Raw genomic sequence first — 16,804 nt, 5'->3', positions numbered from 1 at the left:
GTACGGACTGCGCGATCATGTCTGCATGGCCGACGACCACGATCACGTCCAGGAATTCTTCTCCGCGCGGGCGGCCGACTGGGACAGCCGCTTCCCCGATGACGGACCGGCGTACGCCGCTGCCGTCGGCGAACTGGGCCTGCGCTCCGGCGACGCGGTTCTCGACGCGGGCTGCGGTACCGCGCGCGCACTGCCGGCTCTGCGCGAGGCGGTCGGACGCGACGGCACGGTGGTGGGGGCCGATCTGACATCCGCGATGCTCGACGCGGCGCTGCGGGCTGGGCGGGGTACGAGCGGGGCTCTGCTCCTGGCGGACGTCGAACGGCTGCCGCTGAGCGACGGCTCCCTCGACGCGGTGTTCGCCGCCGGGCTGATCTCGCATCTGCCGCACCCCGGCCGCGGGCTCACGGAGCTGGCACGGGTGGTACGCCCGGGTGGCAGGCTCGCGCTGTTCCACCCCGTCGGGCGCGCCGCACTCGCCGCACGCCACGGCCGCGCCCTCTCGGACGACGATCTCAGGGCCGAACCCCGCCTCGCGCCTCTGCTGGCGGAGGCCGGCTGGCGGCTGGAGTCGTACACCGACGAGGACGACCGCTTCCTGGCTCTCTCCGTGCGTGTCGGCTGAGCGGCTGAGGAGGACCCGGCCCTCGGCTCGTCACTCGGCCGGCGTCTCCGCGGGCCTGCCGTGCGGTACGGGGCAGCCGCGCACTCCCGGGGTGGGGAACGTGCCGAGCGCCGACACGACGTAGCCCTCCGGGTAACCCTTGATCTCGGGGTTCTGGCGGGCGTAGTGCGGGGTGGATCGCGGCGGGAGCAGACGGACGGCTCGCGCCCGCAGGCGCAGGGCACCCCGGGTCAGCCCCCGGGCGACGGGCCCCGGCGGCTCGTACCGGAAGGTCCGCAGCAGGGAGTCGTCGAGCAGCGCGAGGCTTGCCTTGCGTACGACGGGTGCGAGCGGACGGGGATACCAGGAGCCCATGAGGGCGAGCGTGGCGTCCGAGACCGAGCGTGCCCCCTCGTCCCAGGCGAAGTGCTCTTCCTCGTACGCGTCGAGGGTGCGCTCGAAGTCCTCGAACGTCTGCGGGACGTCCTGGATGCCCATACGGGCGCCGAGCGTGCGGTAGTACGCGGCGAAGGCGCGCAGTTCGTGGCCGGACAGCCTGCGCCAGCCGTAGAGGTCGAGCCAGCGCTTGGGGGTCACGACGAACGTGCAGAGCACGTAACGCATGTCGTCGTTGCTGATGTCGTAGCTGCGGTGCATCCGGTTGATCCGGCGGACCGCCGTGCGGCCTTCCTCGCTGTCGAAGCCGTGCTCCACGACGGCGTCCAGCAGGAGCGCGGTGTCGTCGTACCTCTTCTGCGAACGCTCGGTCAGTTCGCCTGTCTCCGCCAGGAGCCGCCCGATGCTGGGGACGGCGTACGTGCGGTACAGGGCGAGTTCGAGCGCGCGGGTGACGTCCCAGGGAAATTCGTACGTCACGGTGAGCCGGTAGATCTCCAGGAAGTCCCGCTCCGGGTCCAGACGCTGGATCTCCTTGAGCCGTTCGAACCGCTTCACCGTGCTCTCCCCCTCGTCGGCCGGATGCACCACCCTACGGGGGCGCGGCGGGCAGGCACCACGGCGCGAGGGACCCGCGTGGCTCGTCCGCACCTTCCGTGCAGGTGAGCGTCATCCCTTGTCAGGGCCTCGACGACAGGGTTACCGAGTAGTTAAGGTGCGCCGACGGAAGAAGCGACCAGGGATGAGGGTGGGTGCTGTGGCAGGGACGGACGACTCGGTTGCCGACGACGACGCACTGTTCGTGCTGACCGCGGTGCTGCTGACCCCCGCGCAGTTCCCGAGCGTGCTCGGTGACGACTACGTGGCGGCGTGCGGCGCGCTCGGTCTGGAGCCGTACGCCGAGGGTTACGGTCTGGTCCTCGGCCAGGACAGCGGCGGGGCGCGCTGGACGGTGGTCGTCGACGACGTCTCGCTGGTGGCGGTCGCCATCGCCTCCTGGGACTGCGGGATGGAGTACGACCTCTCCCCCGACGACCGCTCGGTGGTGTGCGCCCTGCCCGGGTGGCCGCTCGCGCTGTCGGTCGCGGCGCCCGGTGTGCCCGCGCCGCACGATCCGTTGCCCGACCCGGATGTGGAGGGTGAGCCCCTGAAGCCGCTGACGCCGCCGGACACCGAGGTCTGGGGGCCTCCGCAGCGGCGGCTCGGGGCCGACGAGATCGCTCTGCAGTGGGCGGCCTGGCGCGAGCAGATCGACGACGAGGCGGCCTTCGGCAGGGCGGCACAGGACGCGCCGGGCGAGGACGGCCGCAGCGAGGAGGCCGCGGCCTCGAAGGCCGGCGCGGTGGGCGCGGCACCCGATGAGGACGTGGCAGGGGAGATCGCTCTTGAGGACAGCGGCGCCGGGAACAGCGCCTCGGAGACCGGCGAGCCCCCCGGGCAGCACCCCGGCGTCCGCAGGGCGCTCGAGGCGGCCCGCGCCTATGTCACCTCCCCGCCCCCGCCCGGGCGGATCCGCTCCGCCTTCGCCCCCGGCGGGGCCCGCACGCTGCGTGCGGACGGGCCCGGCTGGTCCCTGGTGGCCCGGACCGACGACATCGCGTTCGTCCTGCTGGACGAGGAGCCGGGCGAGATCATGACGGTCGGCCGCGGCCCCGAGCTGCCCGGGCTGCTGAAGTCGCTCGACGAACTGGCCGTCCGGCCGTCCTGACCAGGGCCTACGGACCGTCGAGCATGGCCTCGACGGCACGTAGGCCCTCATCCTGGACGTGGCTCTAGACGCGCTCCAGCGGCCGGTGCGGCTCGGCGGGGAGCACCGCCGTGATCCGGTCGCCCGGGCGCACGGCTCCGCCCTCCCGGACGACGCCCATGATTCCGGCCTTGCGGACGACAGTGCCGTCGTCCGCGCGGCCGACGACCTGCTTGAGCAGTCCGTCCTGGAAGCTGTCGATCTGGACGCAGGGATTACGCAGCCCGGTCACCTCGACGACGGCTTCGCCTCCGAGGTGCAGCAGCGTGCCCGCAGGCAGGGCGAGAAGGTCGATCCCCTCGGTGGTGACGTTCTCCCCGAGGTCTCCGGGGGCGACCTCGAAGCCGGCTTCCCTCAGCTCGTCGAAGAGCTCCCGATGGATGAGGTGGACCTGACGCAGGTTGGGCTGCGTCGGGTCCTGGGCCACACGCGAGCGGTGCTTCACCGTGACACCGGCGTGGACGTCGCCCTCCACACCGAGCCCGGCGAGAAGGGTGATGCTGTCCCTGGTCGGCTTGGTGAACGAGTACACCCCGTTGCTGCTCACTGCCGCGACTGTGCTGTTCAGCGCCCTATCTCCCTGCGACTGATCCTGCGCAGCCTGCGCCGCTGCGACGGGTCGAGCATGAGGTAGCCCACGGCGGGCACCCCGATGAGGACCAGCAGCGACCACCAGAATCCGATGAACGGAATCAGGACGACTGCTGCGACGACTCCCCCGATGGCGATCTTTGCACCGTTCGACATGATCCGTGCCTCCTTCGCGGCAGGAACCGCTCCTGTGGGGAGAACGCCTGTGTGCGCCTGTCGGTTCCGGCTCCGGTCAAGACGTGCGGCGGAGCACCTGCAGGCACCGCGGAACCGGCACCGAGGGCCTAACGGAGCGGCTCGCCGACCTCGTGCATGTGGCGCAGCGCCTGCCGGTAGGACTCGACGAGCCCCGTCTCCGCGTACGGCATGCCGATCGACGCGCAGTGTGCCTTCACCAGGGGCTGCGCGAGCCGCAGATGGGGCCTGGGCATGCTCGGGAAGAGGTGGTGCTCTATCTGGTAGTTCAGGCCGCCGAGGAACCAGTCGGTGAGGAAGGCGCCGCGCACGTTGCGCGAGGTGAGGACCTGGCGCTGGAGGTGACCCCAGCGGTCACCGTCGGGGTCGGGCATCTCCATGCCCTTGTGGTTGGGGGCGAACGCCATGCCGAGGTGGAGACCGAAGAGTGCGTGGTGCACCAGGGCGAAGACGACGGCCTTGCTGGGCGACATGGCCGTCAGCAGCAGCGTCGCGTACAGCGCGAGGTGGGCGACCAGCAGCCCACCGGACAGGGCCCGTTCACGGACGGGCATGCGGCGCAGGAACTGGAAGCCGTAGATCTTCAGGGCGATGCCTTCGAGGAGCAGCATCGGGAAGAACAGCCGGGCCTGGTTGCGGGTGAGCCAGCGGGCGAACCCCTCGCGCTGCGCCGCCTGCTTCTGCGTCCACACCAGGGCGCCCACGCCGACGTCGGGGTCCTTGTCGATGTGGTTGGGGTTGGCGTGGTGACGTACGTGCTTGTCGTTCCACCATGCCTCGTTCATGCCGAGGAGCAGGTTGGCGTGCACGAGTCCGGTCATCCGGCTCGCCGTGCGGTCGCCGGATATCTGGGCGTGGCCGGCGTCGTGCCCGAAGAAGGCCGTGCGCGTCCACAGGACGGCGAGCGGCAGGGCGAGCAGCAGGTTCCACCAGGAGTCGCCGATCAGGACGATGCCGGTGACCACCGCGCCGAGCGCCGCCAGGTTGGCCGCGATACCCGCCGCGTACCAGCCGGTGCGCCGTTCGAGCAGTCCCTGCCCCTTGACGGTCTTCAGGAGCGGCGCGAAGTCACTGCCGGTGTTCCGGGGACCCGCCTGACTCTCCGATCCGTCGCTCGGATGTGGCGCAACGGTGGCTTCTACCGCCTGGGGCATGACGTCTCCGGTTTCTTGGTAACAGCGCTGACCTCGTCAAACGTACGGAGAGCGGGCCTCGGACAGCCATGGCGCCATCACCCCGGCCCTGCGGGGGGAATCCCCCGTGTCCGGTGGTGGGGCTGGCTGTACCCCAGGCTTCAGAAGGCAGAAATGGGTGAGGGGGATCCCTGCGTATTTCTCCCGGGACGGGTTGTGGGTGATGTACCCTCGGCGACCCCGGGCTCACTAGTCAAATTTGAGGAATCTGACATCGCTGTGCACAGGCTCCCTGCGGCCACACTCAACGAGAACTCTGAACTGTCCCGCTGCTCCGCAGTCTTCCTCCCCGCGGATCCGGCCCGTACCGGCCTGATCGCGTTCTGGAACCCGGACGGTAGCACCCCTCCCGGTGATCTCGGGAGTCCGGAGCAACTGACGGTCGTCGGAGGCGATCTGCGCCCTTGCTCCGTACCGGCGTCGGTCATGCCGGTAGGGACCGCGCTGCCCCTCCTGACACGGGCGCGGGCGGACGTCAGGGCCTCTTCCTCGGCCGCCTTCTGGGGAGCCGCGGGGGTGCTCGCGCTCCAACTCGTCGCGCGGGGACTGCTCCTGCCGGGGCTGAGTCCCGGGGCTCATGACGCGTGGCGTGCGGGGCCGCTGACCGCGGACGACCTGGGGCGGATCCGGACCCTGGCCGCGTCCATGCCGCCCGAGGCCCATGCCGTCCCGCTCGACGCGTCGGCCGACCCTCTGATGCTGGCCGATCCCGAGACGCTGCTGCGGTCGTTCGTCGACGCCGTGGTGGACGGCCTGCCGCGCACGCCCGGAGCCGAATTCGCCACGGGATCCGCGGCGTTCGCCGCTCCCGCCCCGCAGCACCTGCCCGGACTGCGGCCGTGGGCGGCCGACGTGGCGGCGGGCCACGACGCGGGCGTACGGCTCTCGCTTCGCGTCGAGGTCCCCGGAATCACCGGTGCGCGGGGCGTGGAGGACGAAGAAGCCGGAGCACCTTCGTTCCGCGTGGTCCTGCAGATCCACAGCGTCCAGGATCCCGCCCTGGTGGCCGACGCCGCGGACGTGTGGGCCGACCGGTCCCCCGCCGCGTCACTGTTCGGTCCTCGTGCCCGGATGGACGCGCTGCTCGCCCTGCGTCGCGCCGCTCGTGCCTGGCCGCCCCTCACCCCCCTGCTGTCGGCGGCGGTGCCCGACGCGGTGGAGCCTGCCGACGAGGAGATCTCCGAGCTGCTCGGCCCCGCGGCCGGGGCTCTCGCGGCGACGGGCGTCCAGGTCCACTGGCCGAGGGAACTGGCGCGGAAGCTCACCGCGCGAGCGGTGATCGGGCCCGAGGACGAGGAGGACGCGCCGCCCGCGCGGGCGGCGTCAGGGACGCCTTCCTTCCTTTCCGCCGACGCTCTGCTCGCGTTCGACTGGCGCTTCTCCCTGGGCGAGCGGCGTCTGAGCCGGGCGGACATCGACCGGCTCGCCGAGGCGGGCCGGCCTCTCGTCAGACTCCACGACCAGTGGGTACTGATCGACCCGGAGGAGGCGCGGCGTGCCCGCGACACCCGGGACCGCAAGGTCACACCGATCGACGCGCTGGGCGCGGTGCTGACGGGGACCACCGAGGTCGACGGCCGCCGGGTGGAGGTGGCCGCGACGGGATGGCTCGAGCGGCTGCGCGAACGGATCGCCGATCCTCGGTCGGCGGAGCAGCACCCCGTTGCCCAGCCGGCGGCGCTCGACGCGCACCTGCGTGACTACCAGCTGCGGGGCCTGAACTGGCTGCACACCATGACCTCGCTCGGCCTCGGCTGCTGCCTGGCCGACGACATGGGGCTCGGCAAGACCATCACGCTGATCGCACTCCATCTGCACCGGCAGGACGGCGCATCGACGGCAGGCCCCACCCTCGTGGTGTGCCCCACCTCTCTGATGGGCAACTGGCAGCGGGAGATCGAGCGGTTCGCCCCGGGCACACCGGTGCGCCGCTTCCACGGCGCGGCGCGCTCTCTGGAGGGTCTGGCGGACGGTGAGTTCGTCCTCACCACGTACGGCACCATGCGTCTGGACGCGCCCCGGCTGGCCGCGGCCTCGTGGGGCATGGTGGTCGCCGACGAGGCCCAACACGTCAAGAACCCGGCTTCGGCGACCGCCCGGCAGCTGCGCTCCATCGGTGCCCGGGCCCGTGTCGCGCTCACCGGTACCCCGGTGGAGAACAACCTCTCCGAGCTGTGGGCGATCCTCGACTGGACGACACCGGGTCTCCTCGGCCGGCTCGGCACGTTCCGTACCCGCTACGCGAGCGCGGTCGAGGGCGGAAACGATCCCGCGGCCACGGAGCGCCTCTCCGCCCTGGTCCGCCCGTTCCTGCTGCGGCGCCGCAAGTCGGACCCGGGCATCGCCCCGGAGCTGCCGCCCAAGACGGAGACGGACCGTGCGGTGTCCCTCACCGCGGAACAGGCAGGTCTGTACGAGGCGGTGGTACGCGAGACGCTCGCGGAGATCTCCGGATCGGACGGTTTCGCGCGGCGCGGCCTCGTCATGAAGCTGCTGACGGCACTGAAGCAGATCTGCAACCACCCCGCGCAGTACCTGAAGGAGGAGGAGCCGCGGATCGTGGACCGCTCGGGGAAGGTGGAGCTGCTCGACGAGCTGCTGGACACGATCCTCGCCGAGGGGGCGAGCGTGCTGGTGTTCACCCAGTACGTGCGGATGGCCCGGCTGCTGGAGAAGCATCTGGCCGCGCGCGGGGTCAGCACCCAGTTCCTGCACGGTGGGACCCCTGTGAGCGCGCGGGAGGCCATGGTGAACCGCTTCCAGGCGGGCGAGGCACCGGTGTTCCTGTTGTCCCTCAAGGCAGCGGGTACAGGGCTCAACCTCACCCGGGCCGGTCATGTGGTGCACTTCGACCGGTGGTGGAACCCGGCCGTGGAGGCCCAGGCCACCGACCGCGCCTACCGCATCGGGCAGACGCAGCCGGTACAGGTGCATCGGCTGATCGCCGAGGGCACCGTCGAGGACCGCATCGCCGCCATGCTGGCGCGTAAGCAGGGGCTCGCGGACGCCGTACTCGGCAGCGGCGAGGCCGCGCTGACGGAACTGACCGATGCCGAGCTGGCCGAACTGGTCGAGCTGCGAGGGGGCGCACGATGAGTGGGAATCACGAGCCGGAGCGCACGTTCGCCGCTCTTCCTCCGGCACGGGGCCGCGGCTTCGCGTCTTCGTGGTGGGGGCAGGCGTGGCTGAAGGCGCTGGAGGACACGGCGCTCGACGGGGCGCAGCTCAAGCGTGGCCGCGCGTTCGCCCGGGAGGGCAGGGTCGGTGCGGTGTCCGTCCGGCCGGGCAGACTCACCGCCGTGGTGCAGCACGGCGATTCGACGGCGTACCGCAGTGATGTGCTGCTCCAGGAGCTGAGCGAGGAGGAGTGGGACCGGTTCCTGGACATGGCGTCCGAACGGTCCGGGCACATCGCGGCGCTGCTGGACCGTGAGATGCCCCCTCATCTGGTGGAGGACGCGAGCGCCGCCGGGGTCGAGCTCCTGCCGGGGATCGGCGACCTGGAGCCGGAGTGCAGCTGCGAGGCGTGGGATCACTGTCCCCATTCGGCGGCACTCTGCTACCAGGTGGCACGACTGCTGGACCAGGACCCCTTCCTGCTGCTGCTGTTGCGGGGGCGCGACGAGCGGCGGCTGCTCGACGAACTGCAGGTCCGCAGCGCCGCCCGGGCCGTCCGACGGACAGGCTCCGCGGCCTCGGCGCAGGACCCGGACGTCCCCTCTCCCGCACACGCCGTCCGCGCCGACGAGGCCTTCGCGGCGCGGGACATCCTGCCGCCGCTCCCTCCTCCCCCGCCGATGCCCGCCGAGCCCGGCAGCCCGCCTTCGCTGGACGTGGACACGGATCCATCGGACGGCATCGAGCCCGACGCGCTGGAGTTCCTGGCGACGGCCAGTGCCGTACGCGCCTTCGCGCTGCTGTCCGACGCGCTTGCCGCGGGTCACTGCGGGCAGCCCCTGCCGGCCGTGCTGACGCCGGAGCAGGACGCGGTACGGCTGGCGGCGGACGGCGGGGCGGACGCGCGGACGGCGGGGCGTCTCGCGGCGGCGGTGGACCGGCAGCCGGCCGGGCTCGACGCCGCGGTGCGGGCCTGGCGCCACGGAGGGGCCGCCGCGCTGGCCGTGTACGACGAGGAGTGGTCGCCCGGCCCCGAGGAGCTCGCCCGGGCCGGGGCGCGACTCGCCGCGGCCTGGGAGGAGGGGGAGGGTCCGCGGCTGCGTGTCACCGGCAATCGCTGGACCGTGGCCGGTTCGGGCGTGCAGCTGCGGTACGGCCGGGACGGGCGCTGGTGGCCCTATCTCAGGGAGAGTGGCCGCTGGGTGCCCGCCGGGCCTGCCGAGGACGACCCCGCCGCGGCCCTGACGGTTGCGCTGCCCGGCTTCTGAGGCCCGCGGCCGGTCCGCGCTCGTCACCACCGGCCCACCGCACGGAACCGTGCGGTGGGCCGGCGCGTGTTCTGCTGTGCACCGGACGACGCCCCACGGACAGGAGTGCTGATGCAGCGCAGACGGATTCTTCAGGGTGCGGCGGTCGCGGCCGCGGCGGCGGTCCTTCCCGCCTCGGTCCGCGCCGTCGCCTCCCCGGCAGCGGACACGGACTACGCCGAGGCCCAGTGGTTCGCGGCGTCCCCGTCCAACTACACGGTGTCGAGCCGCCCTTCGGCGTATCCGGTCGAACGCGTCATCATCCACGTCGCCCAGCAGACGTTCACCGAGACGATCGGCATCTTCCAGAATCCGGCGAAGCAGGTGTCCGCGCACTACGTGGTGCGGTCGGGAGACGGTCTCGTCGGCCAGTGCGTGAGGGAACGGAACATCGCCTGGCACGCCGGGAACTGGGACTACAACACCCGCAGCATCGGCATCGAGCACGAGGGCTGGGTCGATCAGCCCTCGTACTTCACCCACACGATGTACGAGCGGTCGGCGAGGCTCACGGCGGACATCTGCGAGCGGTACGGCCTGCCCAAGGACCGCGCGCACATCATCGGCCACCACGAGGTGCCCGGCAGCGACCACACCGACCCCGGGGCCAACTGGGACTGGGTGCGCTACATCCGCCTCGTGAACCTGCTCTGACGCGGACCGGCGGTGGAGGCCACGGCCCCCACCGCCCGCGTACGGGTCCGGCGCCTGTCAGCCTGCGGCGTTGCGCCAGACGGTCAGGTCCAGGCTCATGTATGTGCTGGGCGAGTCCTCGGCGGAGAAACCCTGGATCGTCACCAGGCCCATGTGTCCGGTGCCTGTGATCACGCAGACCTGACGGCCCATCGACAGTTTCTCGGTGGGAATCGACTCCGCGAACCGGGTCTCGGCACGGCATGTCTCGACCGAGCCCGACTGCGCCGGGTCGAGCAGCACGAGCTTCCCGTCGGTGGCCTCCGCATCGAGGTATCCGCCGGTGTCGTAGGAGAGTTCGTAACCGGCGTCCTCGCCCTCCTGAGGCCGGACGTCCTTGTCCCCGAGCGTCAGGTGGTAGCCGGCGGGGAGGTTGATGCCGTTGTACTCGACGGGCTCCGCGGCCGGCCTGGTCTCCTGCTTGTCGTCCGATCCTGTTTCGGAACCGCTGTCCGTTCCCCCCTCCGGCACGTCGGCCGGTGCCGCGCTCGCGCCGGCCTCCCGTGCGCCCTGCGACGAGCCGTCACCCCCGGCCTGCCCCTCGTCGTCCCTGTTCAGCAGGTACGCCGTGCCGCCTCCCGCGATGCCGAAGACCAGGACGGCCGCGAGGGCGACGAGCAGGTTGCGCCCGCCCTTGCTCTTCTGCTGCGGCACCTGGGGCATGGCGCCCGGCCCGGTGTGCCCGGGATACGTTTGCCCTTGCGAAGGCCCCAGGGTGGGTGCGTAGGCGTGACCGTGCGCCCCGGGAGGGGGCGTGGGGTACTGCGGGTTCTGGGGCTGCTGCACCTGCGGGGGCCCGAAGCCGGGAGGCGGGGTGACGTGCGCCGGGCCGGCCGGCGCCGTCGGGGCGTACGCGGGTGCTGTGGGTGTGTACGCCGCGGCCGCCTGCGGGGTGGCGGGTGCTGCGGCCGGGGGCGGAGGCGTCTGGACGGGCGCGGGGGCCGCGGTCCGCCCGGTGATGTCGGCGGCGACCGGAGCGGGCAGCCAGTCCTCGGGACGGCGCAGCACCGTCTCCGCGTTGGCGGTGCGGCACAGCTCGATGATCTCGGCGAGTGACGGCCGGCCGGCGGGATCCTTCGTGAGGCAGCGGCTCACGAGTTCCCGCAGCCGCTCCGGAACCTGGCTGACGTCCGGCTCCTCGTGCACGATCCGGTAGAGCACGCCGTGCGAGGTGCCCTCGCCGAAGGCAGGTACCCCCGTCGCCGCGTACGCCGCGACCTGGCCGAGCGCGAAGATGTCGGTGGCCGGGGTCACCTTGCGCCCGGCGGCCTGCTCGGGAGCCATGAACGAAGGCGTTCCGATGGTCACCCCGCTGCCGGTGAGCGAGGTCGCGTCGGCGGCGTACGCGATGCCGAAGTCGATGACCCGGGGTCCGTCCGCGGCGAGCAGCACGTTGGAGGGCTTCAGGTCCCTGTGGACGATGCCCGCGCCGTGGATGACGTGCAGGGCCTCGGCCATGCCGGCGATGAGCAGGAGGACCGCCTGGACGGGCAGCGCCCCGTGGGCGACGACGGCGTCGGCGAGTGAGGGCCCGGGTACGTAGGCGGTGGCCAGCCACGGCTGCGTGCCCTCGGTGTCGGAGTCGATCACGGGCGCGGTGAAGAGCCCCTGCACCCGCTGGGCCGACTGCACTTCCTGCGCGAAGCGACGGCGGAACTCCGCGTCCTCGCCGAATTCGGGACGGATCACCTTGATGGCGACCGGCCGCCCGCCGGGCGTGTACGAGAGATAGACCTTGCCCATCCCGCCCGCGCCGAGCCTGGCGGCGATCCGGTACCCGGCGATGGTGACGGGATCGTCCGCCGACAGCGCCTGGAAGATCGGTGAAGCGTTACCCCGGTCCTGCTGCTGACCACTCATCGAATTCTGTCTCCCCCGAAGGACTCTGACGGCGAACGGCACCCTATCCAAGTGGAGCGGAACCTTCGCCTCCGCCTCGCTTCCGCGTCTCTGCCCCGGAGTCCCGTGCACGCTCGGCACGGTCCGGCTCGGCGGCTCGCTCACCTACGAGGCCGGTCTCGGCTCCGGGGTCCGCCGTGCCCTCCTCGGCCACCGGAGGCGCCATGGCGCCTCCGCCCCGCAGGCGTTCCACGTCGGAGGCGCGAACCTGGATGACCAGGAGGGCGATGAGCGCGGCTACGACGGCGAAGACCGCGGCGGCGATGAACGCGCTGGAGACTCCGGATGCCAGGACCTGGTCCCCCCAAGGGGACGGGAGCTCACCCGTTCTGCGGAACTCGAGCTGCTGGGCGGGCGTGGCCTCGGCCAGGAAGCGGGGCACCTGGTCCGTCGCCTCGTTGCGGCTGGCCGTGCCGAACACGGTGACCAGGATGGAGAGCCCCAGTGAACCGCCGACCTGCTGGGTGGCGTTGAGTACGCCGGACGCCGCCCCCGCCTCTCTGGGCGCCACGCCGGAGACCGCCATCAGCGTCAGCGAGACGAACTGCATGCCCATGCCGAAGCCGAAGACGAGGATGGGTCCCAGGATGCTGCCGAGGTAGGTGCTGTCGACATCGGTCTGGGTGAGCCAGCCGAGCCCGACAGCGGCCAGCACGGCGCCCACCACCATGAAGGGCTTCGGCCCCCACCGCGGCAGGAACTGCGAGGCGATCCCCGCACTGACCGCGATGATCGCGCTCACCGGCAGGAAGGCGAGCCCGGCGCGCAACGGACTGAAGTCGAGGATGTTCTGCACGAAGAGGGTCAGGAAGAAGAACATCCCGAACATCGCGGCCGCCAGGCTCAGCATCATGCCGTAGGCGCCCGCGCGATTGCGGTCGCGGAACATGCGCAGCGGTGTGATGGGCTGCCGCGAGCGGCGCTCGACCGCGAGGAACACGGCGAGGAAGACCACGGCGGCGACGAAGGACCCGATGGTCAGGTTGTCGCTCCAGCCGTCCTTGGAAGCACGGATGAAGCCATAGACGAGCAGCACCATGCCCAGCGTCGATGTGAGGGCGCCGAGGACGTCGAAGTGGCCGGGATGGCGTTCGGATTCCTTGATGTACCGGGGGGTGGCGAAGGCGATCAGCAGGCCGATGGGCACGTTGACGAAGAGCACCCACCGCCAGTCGAGCCACTCGACCAGGATCCCGCCGGCCAGCAACCCGATCGCGCTTCCGCCCGCGGACACCGCGGCGAACACCCCGAACGCCCGGTTCCGGTCGGGCCCCTCGTCGAAGGTCGTGGTGATGAGCGAGAGGGCCGTCGGCGAGGCGATCGCGCCGCCGACGCCCTGCAACGCACGCGCGGCGAGCAGTTGCCAGGACTCCTGGGAGAGGCCACCCAGCAGTGACGCCAGGACGAAGAGCAGGACACCGAAGATGAAGACTCTCCGGCGCCCGAGGATGTCGCCCAGTCGTCCGCCGAGAAGCAGCAGCCCGCCGAACGTCAGGGTGTAGGCGTTGATCACCCACGAGAGGCTCTCGGTCGAGAAGCCGAGGGAGGTCTGGATGTGCGGGAGTGCGATGTTCACGATGGTGATGTCGAGAACCACCATCAGCTGACACGACGCGATGATGAGCAGCGCCATCCCGTTGCCGTGGCCCCGCTTCGGGGTTCCGGCAATCGGCGCGGACTTCGCTCGGGATGCGGTCATGGCGTCACGTGCAGTACGAACCGGCGGTGAACAGGAACATTCACTCATCGACGTTAGGCCGGAGCGGGCGGGTCCGCCAATCGATCACGCGGCAAGTGCGCGGCGCCGCCCCGGAGAAGGGCGGCGAGGACCCCGCGGCAACGCTCGGCGCCCAGCCGGTCGATTGACGCGCTCATGACAATTCATGCTGAACCCCCCCGGCGCGGGGGCAACGGGGCGGCCCGGCGGCACTCCCGTGCCCCCGGGGCTCGCCCCGCCACCCCCGCCAGAAACATCTCCGCGGTCGGTCACCAGTAGTGGCGGCGGCCCCCGACCGCATGCCCCACGGCCCCGAGGAGCCACAGGGCGGCCCCGATCACGAGCAGGATGATTCCGATCGTCCACAGGACGCCGACACCCGTCACCAGACCGAGAACGAGAAGGATGGCCCCGATGATGATCATGATTGCCTCCGGTCGCCACACCCTCACGCGAGGTATTGGCACATATCGAATATATGCCCCATAAGGCGCAATGCACAGGGCTGTACACAGGTACAGGCCTCGGAGGACGCCGTCGGCTCAGTCTCGAGGCAGCAGGCTTCCCAGCGGGCCGAGGTCCAGATTGAGGTCCTCGGGGCGCACCCCGTGCTGTTCGCAGAGTTCCGCCATCCGCTGGTCGAGCAGCATGAGCGTGGTCCCGATCTCGTCGACCTGGCTGTCCGTGAGGTCGCCCTGATCGATACGGCGGATGGCCTGGCGTTCCATGAGCTGCCGCAGCAGTTCCACGACGGTCAGCACGAGTGCCACCAGGTCGCGGCCCAGCTGATCGGAGTCGACGTCGAGTCGTGAGGTGGTCACAGCGGGCCTCCGTCCGCCCAGGGCGCCGGCACGCGTTCGTTGACCGAGGAGAGCAGGGCATGCAGCGAGAGCCGCACGAGCGGAACGTCGGCGATGGCGATCACGAGGTCGCCGCTGATCACCACACCGGTGGCCAGCACGCGGTCCAGCAGGTCGACGAGCGGTACCCCGATGGGCCCGCTCAAAGGCTCGGCGTTGTCCCAGGGGACCACTTCACGTTCCATCCCCTACACCTCGCCCACGAAGGAGTACGGCACCCAGGGGCCGCTGATCTCGATCTCCGCGCCGGTGGAGACCCGCAAGGCCCGGGCCAGTTCCGCGAGTTCGGCCGACCGGTGCTCCCCCACCAGATAGGTGGCGTTGAGGACCTGGAGGCGTCCCTTCCCCGCGGGTTCCTGGGGATGCAGCCGCAGTCTGCGGCCGGCGGCTGCGACCTTCTGGAAAGCCGCGTCGACGGTTTCCGCGGACCGGAGCGCGTCCTCGTGCCGCCGCTCGCGACGCGCCTGCACTCCGCGCTTGCGCTCCAGGTAGGCGAGGCCGGCCCCGGGAGCCGGCCGGAGGCGTCCGCCCCCCGTGGCCGGCTCACGAGAAGGACGAGGGCCTGGCTCCGGGTCCGCCGTCGGCGGCTCGCCCGCGTAGACCTTGACCCCCCATTCGGAGTGGCCCGCCGTGCGCTCCAGGGCAGCCCTGAACCGTTCGGTCTCGGCGACCAGTGCCTGGCGCGCCCGCTCCTCGCCGTGGTACAGCGTGGCGAGCGGCAGCGGCACGGTGGGACAGGAGGCGGCGACTGCCGACACGACGTGGTGATGCGCGCGTGCGTACCGTTCGAGCTCGTCCCGGTCGGACATGCGGGCCTGCCACGCCTCGTCCGTGAAGTCGGCCGCCCGGACGGTCTGGACGATCGCCGCCAGCCGCTCCTCGAACCGCAGTATCCGCAACGGTCCACCCGTCGCGACGCCCCGCAGGTCAGCGATCGTCGCCGGGTCCGGGTCCCGGCACACCGCGAACACGTACAGGGCGTCGGCTGCCGGAAGTCCGGGTCCGCACTCCGTCATGAGGCTCGGTTCTCCTTGCTCGTCAGCCGGCCGTTTCTTCGTCCGACTTCGCCTCGAGCGCCTCCAGGCGCTCGCGCAGTTCACGGTTCTCGTCCTGCAGGGCGTGGCGGGCGGCGCGGGAACTCAGTGCGGGATCCGTCTCCCACCAGTCGATCCCGGCCTTCTTCGCGGTGTCGACGGATGCCACGAACAGCCGGAGGCGGATGGTGAGCAGCTCGATGTCGAGGAGATCGATCTTGATGTCGCCCGCAATGACGATGCCCTTGTCGAGGACCCGTTCCAGGATGTCCGCGAGGTTGGTGTTCTGCGGCCCAGGGATGGGATATGCCTCCCGGCCGAAGTCGAGATCGGTCACCTGGATCCCTTTCGCCCTCGCCGCTTCCTGGGTGCGGCTTCTTCTTCCTCTTCTTCCTCTTCTTCTTCGTCCTCGGGCTCGCCGTCCTCGTCCTCTTCTTCTTCGTCCTCGTCCTCGTCCTCGTATTCGGGCTCGTCCTCGTCCTCGTACTCCTCTTCTTCCTCCTCGTCCTCCGGTTCTTCTTCCTCGTCTTCCTCCGGTTCCTCTTCGTCCTCGTACTCGGACTCAGAGCCGTCCTCGTCCTCCCCCTCCCCCTCTTCCTCCTCGTCGGGTTCCTCGTTCTCGGCTTCCTCCTTCTCCATAGCCTCCTCGTGCGTCACGACAACTTCCCCGTCGCGGATTTCACCGCGCCAGCCCTCGGCTTCCTCGTCGGTCAGAGTCACGAAGCGCTGGAACAGCTTGAAGTCGAGACGCATGCGGCGACCCTGTACGCGCCACAGGTTGCCGGTCTTCTCGAAGAATCCCGACGGGTAGTACTCGATCACCAGGACGATCCGGGTCAGGCTCGGCGCGAGCTCGTGGAAACTCACGCAACCGCGCGTGGATCCCTTGGACCCCTCGGAGGTCCAGACGATGCGGTCGTCCGGCACCTGTTCCTGGACCGTGGCCTTGAAGCCGCGCGAGGAAGGGCCGATCTTGACCTTCCAGTCGCTCGACATCTCCTCGTCCATGGAGACGCTCTGCACGCCTTTGGCGAAGCTTCCGAACTTGTCGTAGCGCGTCCAGTGGTCGTAGGCGTCGCGCAGGGGCACTCCGACGTCGAGTACCTCGATGATGTTCATGGACTTGCCGCCACCGGACTTGCTCTTGCCCTTTCCGCCCCCGAACGTCTCCTTGGCCTTTTCCACGATGTTGTCCTTCACGCTCCCGGCCTTGTCCGCGACGAAGGCCTTCACGGGGGATTCGCCCTGAAGGACACGGGAGGCGACCGACGGCAGCGAGCCGCCGTTGTCGGCCATGTCGGTGAGCTGCCCGGTCAGGCCGGTGAGTTTGTCGCCCGCCTTCTGTGCGAGCTTCTCCGTCTTCGCCCCGAGAAAGTTCGTGAGCTCTCCGCGAAGGCGGTCCATGCCCGATTCGTCCGCCTCATGTGCGTCACTGTCGGTCCTGGCCATGA

17 protein-coding genes are annotated in these 16,804 nt (G+C 70.8%); 5 read left to right on the top strand and 12 right to left on the bottom strand.

Annotated elements, in window-relative coordinates:
* Positions 1-25: 25 nt before the first annotated feature.
* Entirely contained in the window at positions 26-625 is a 600-nt protein-coding gene (locus ACFYQ6_RS08815; protein ID WP_361576696.1) for a methyltransferase domain-containing protein, read from the top strand.
* A gap of 30 nt (positions 626-655) precedes the next feature.
* Here the strand turns inward: ACFYQ6_RS08815 and ACFYQ6_RS08810 are convergent, their stop codons facing one another.
* Positions 656-1,558, bottom strand: coding sequence for an oxygenase MpaB family protein (locus tag ACFYQ6_RS08810; protein WP_361576693.1), 903 nt, complete (start codon positions 1,556-1,558; stop codon positions 656-658).
* Positions 1,559-1,757: 199 nt separating this feature from the next.
* On the opposite strand from ACFYQ6_RS08810, the gene ACFYQ6_RS08805 reads away from it, so the two are divergent.
* Entirely contained in the window at positions 1,758-2,708 is a 951-nt protein-coding gene (locus tag ACFYQ6_RS08805; RefSeq protein ID WP_361576690.1) for a hypothetical protein, read from the top strand.
* Between the two features lie 64 nt (positions 2,709-2,772).
* Here the strand turns inward: ACFYQ6_RS08805 and ACFYQ6_RS08800 are convergent, their stop codons facing one another.
* From ACFYQ6_RS08800 to ACFYQ6_RS08790, 3 genes are all read right to left on the bottom strand, one after another.
* On the bottom strand, positions 2,773-3,315 hold the full coding sequence (locus tag ACFYQ6_RS08800; RefSeq protein ID WP_361577244.1) for an MOSC domain-containing protein: 543 nt from the start codon (positions 3,313-3,315) through the stop codon (positions 2,773-2,775).
* Entirely contained in the window at positions 3,312-3,494 is a 183-nt protein-coding gene (locus ACFYQ6_RS08795) for a hypothetical protein (protein WP_388761860.1), read from the bottom strand. The genes ACFYQ6_RS08800 and ACFYQ6_RS08795 overlap by 4 nt, the downstream gene beginning before the upstream one ends.
* Positions 3,495-3,622: 128 nt before the next feature.
* A complete protein-coding gene (locus tag ACFYQ6_RS08790) occupies positions 3,623-4,687 on the bottom strand; it encodes an acyl-CoA desaturase (protein ID WP_388761857.1) in 1,065 nt (354 codons plus the stop codon).
* A 258-nt stretch (positions 4,688-4,945) separates the two neighbouring features.
* Between ACFYQ6_RS08790 and ACFYQ6_RS08785 the strand changes: the two genes are divergently transcribed.
* The 3 genes from ACFYQ6_RS08785 (at position 4,946) to ACFYQ6_RS08775 (ending at position 9,804) form a co-directional block, all read left to right on the top strand.
* Positions 4,946-7,822, top strand: coding sequence for a DEAD/DEAH box helicase (locus ACFYQ6_RS08785; protein ID WP_388761854.1), 2,877 nt, complete (start codon positions 4,946-4,948; stop codon positions 7,820-7,822).
* A complete protein-coding gene (locus ACFYQ6_RS08780; RefSeq protein WP_388761851.1) occupies positions 7,819-9,111 on the top strand; it encodes an SWF or SNF family helicase in 1,293 nt (430 codons plus the stop codon). Before ACFYQ6_RS08785 ends, ACFYQ6_RS08780 begins: the two co-directional genes overlap by 4 nt.
* Before the next feature lie 111 nt (positions 9,112-9,222).
* Complete coding sequence (locus ACFYQ6_RS08775; RefSeq protein ID WP_388761848.1) at positions 9,223-9,804, top strand: N-acetylmuramoyl-L-alanine amidase; 582 nt, start codon at positions 9,223-9,225, stop codon at positions 9,802-9,804.
* Positions 9,805-9,861: 57 nt separating this feature from the next.
* On the opposite strand, the gene ACFYQ6_RS08770 is transcribed toward ACFYQ6_RS08775, so the two are convergent.
* The 8 genes from ACFYQ6_RS08770 to ACFYQ6_RS08735 all read right to left on the bottom strand — a co-directional run bounded on the left by ACFYQ6_RS08770 (position 9,862) and on the right by ACFYQ6_RS08735 (position 16,802).
* Positions 9,862-11,703, bottom strand: coding sequence for a serine/threonine-protein kinase (locus tag ACFYQ6_RS08770; RefSeq protein WP_388761845.1), 1,842 nt, complete (start codon positions 11,701-11,703; stop codon positions 9,862-9,864).
* Between the two features lie 43 nt (positions 11,704-11,746).
* Entirely contained in the window at positions 11,747-13,441 is a 1,695-nt protein-coding gene (locus tag ACFYQ6_RS08765) for an MFS transporter (protein WP_388761842.1), read from the bottom strand.
* A 287-nt stretch (positions 13,442-13,728) separates the two neighbouring features.
* The gene (locus tag ACFYQ6_RS08760; RefSeq protein ID WP_388761839.1) at positions 13,729-13,884 is read right to left on the bottom strand and encodes a DUF6131 family protein; all 156 of its coding nucleotides are present in this window, start codon (positions 13,882-13,884) and stop codon (positions 13,729-13,731) included.
* A 117-nt stretch (positions 13,885-14,001) separates the two neighbouring features.
* Positions 14,002-14,280 (bottom strand): gas vesicle protein K, encoded by a 279-nt coding sequence (locus tag ACFYQ6_RS08755; RefSeq protein WP_356741206.1) that lies wholly within the window; start codon positions 14,278-14,280, stop codon positions 14,002-14,004.
* Positions 14,277-14,504, bottom strand: coding sequence for a gas vesicle protein (locus ACFYQ6_RS08750; protein ID WP_356741204.1), 228 nt, complete (start codon positions 14,502-14,504; stop codon positions 14,277-14,279). The genes ACFYQ6_RS08755 and ACFYQ6_RS08750 overlap by 4 nt, the downstream gene beginning before the upstream one ends.
* Positions 14,505-14,507: 3 nt before the next feature.
* A complete protein-coding gene (locus ACFYQ6_RS08745) occupies positions 14,508-15,335 on the bottom strand; it encodes a GvpL/GvpF family gas vesicle protein (RefSeq protein ID WP_388761834.1) in 828 nt (275 codons plus the stop codon).
* Between the two features lie 22 nt (positions 15,336-15,357).
* Positions 15,358-15,690, bottom strand: a complete 333-nt coding sequence (locus tag ACFYQ6_RS08740) for a gas vesicle protein (protein ID WP_388761832.1) — start codon at positions 15,688-15,690, stop codon at positions 15,358-15,360.
* Positions 15,687-16,802, bottom strand: a complete 1,116-nt coding sequence (locus tag ACFYQ6_RS08735) for an SRPBCC family protein (RefSeq protein WP_388761829.1) — start codon at positions 16,800-16,802, stop codon at positions 15,687-15,689. The genes ACFYQ6_RS08740 and ACFYQ6_RS08735 overlap by 4 nt, the downstream gene beginning before the upstream one ends.
* Positions 16,803-16,804: the final 2 nt, after the last annotated feature.

Origin of the sequence: Streptomyces sp. NPDC005494 (genome assembly GCF_042872025.1) — a bacterium.
Classification (GTDB): domain Bacteria; phylum Actinomycetota; class Actinomycetes; order Streptomycetales; family Streptomycetaceae; genus Streptomyces.
The sequence above is the reverse complement of the archived record's forward strand: the minus strand, read 5'-3'. Positions and strand labels throughout refer to the sequence as shown.

What these genes read in the sequence shown, in the direction of transcription:
- ACFYQ6_RS08735 (WP_388761829.1), bottom strand. Translation starts at nt 16,802, where the DNA reads ATGGCCAGGACCGACAGTGACGCACATGAGGCGGACGAATCGGGCATG.
- ACFYQ6_RS08780 (WP_388761851.1), top strand. Translation starts at nt 7,819, where the DNA reads ATGAGTGGGAATCACGAGCCGGAGCGCACGTTCGCCGCTCTTCCTCCG.
- ACFYQ6_RS08750 (WP_356741204.1), bottom strand. Translation starts at nt 14,504, where the DNA reads ATGGAACGTGAAGTGGTCCCCTGGGACAACGCCGAGCCTTTGAGCGGG.
- ACFYQ6_RS08765 (WP_388761842.1), bottom strand. Translation starts at nt 13,441, where the DNA reads ATGACCGCATCCCGAGCGAAGTCCGCGCCGATTGCCGGAACCCCGAAG.
- ACFYQ6_RS08760 (WP_388761839.1), bottom strand. Translation starts at nt 13,884, where the DNA reads ATGATCATCATCGGGGCCATCCTTCTCGTTCTCGGTCTGGTGACGGGT.
- ACFYQ6_RS08815 (WP_361576696.1), top strand. Translation starts at nt 26, where the DNA reads ATGGCCGACGACCACGATCACGTCCAGGAATTCTTCTCCGCGCGGGCG.
- ACFYQ6_RS08775 (WP_388761848.1), top strand. Translation starts at nt 9,223, where the DNA reads ATGCAGCGCAGACGGATTCTTCAGGGTGCGGCGGTCGCGGCCGCGGCG.
- ACFYQ6_RS08795 (WP_388761860.1), bottom strand. Translation starts at nt 3,494, where the DNA reads ATGTCGAACGGTGCAAAGATCGCCATCGGGGGAGTCGTCGCAGCAGTC.
- ACFYQ6_RS08770 (WP_388761845.1), bottom strand. Translation starts at nt 11,703, where the DNA reads ATGAGTGGTCAGCAGCAGGACCGGGGTAACGCTTCACCGATCTTCCAG.
- ACFYQ6_RS08745 (WP_388761834.1), bottom strand. Translation starts at nt 15,335, where the DNA reads ATGACGGAGTGCGGACCCGGACTTCCGGCAGCCGACGCCCTGTACGTG.
- ACFYQ6_RS08790 (WP_388761857.1), bottom strand. Translation starts at nt 4,687, where the DNA reads ATGCCCCAGGCGGTAGAAGCCACCGTTGCGCCACATCCGAGCGACGGA.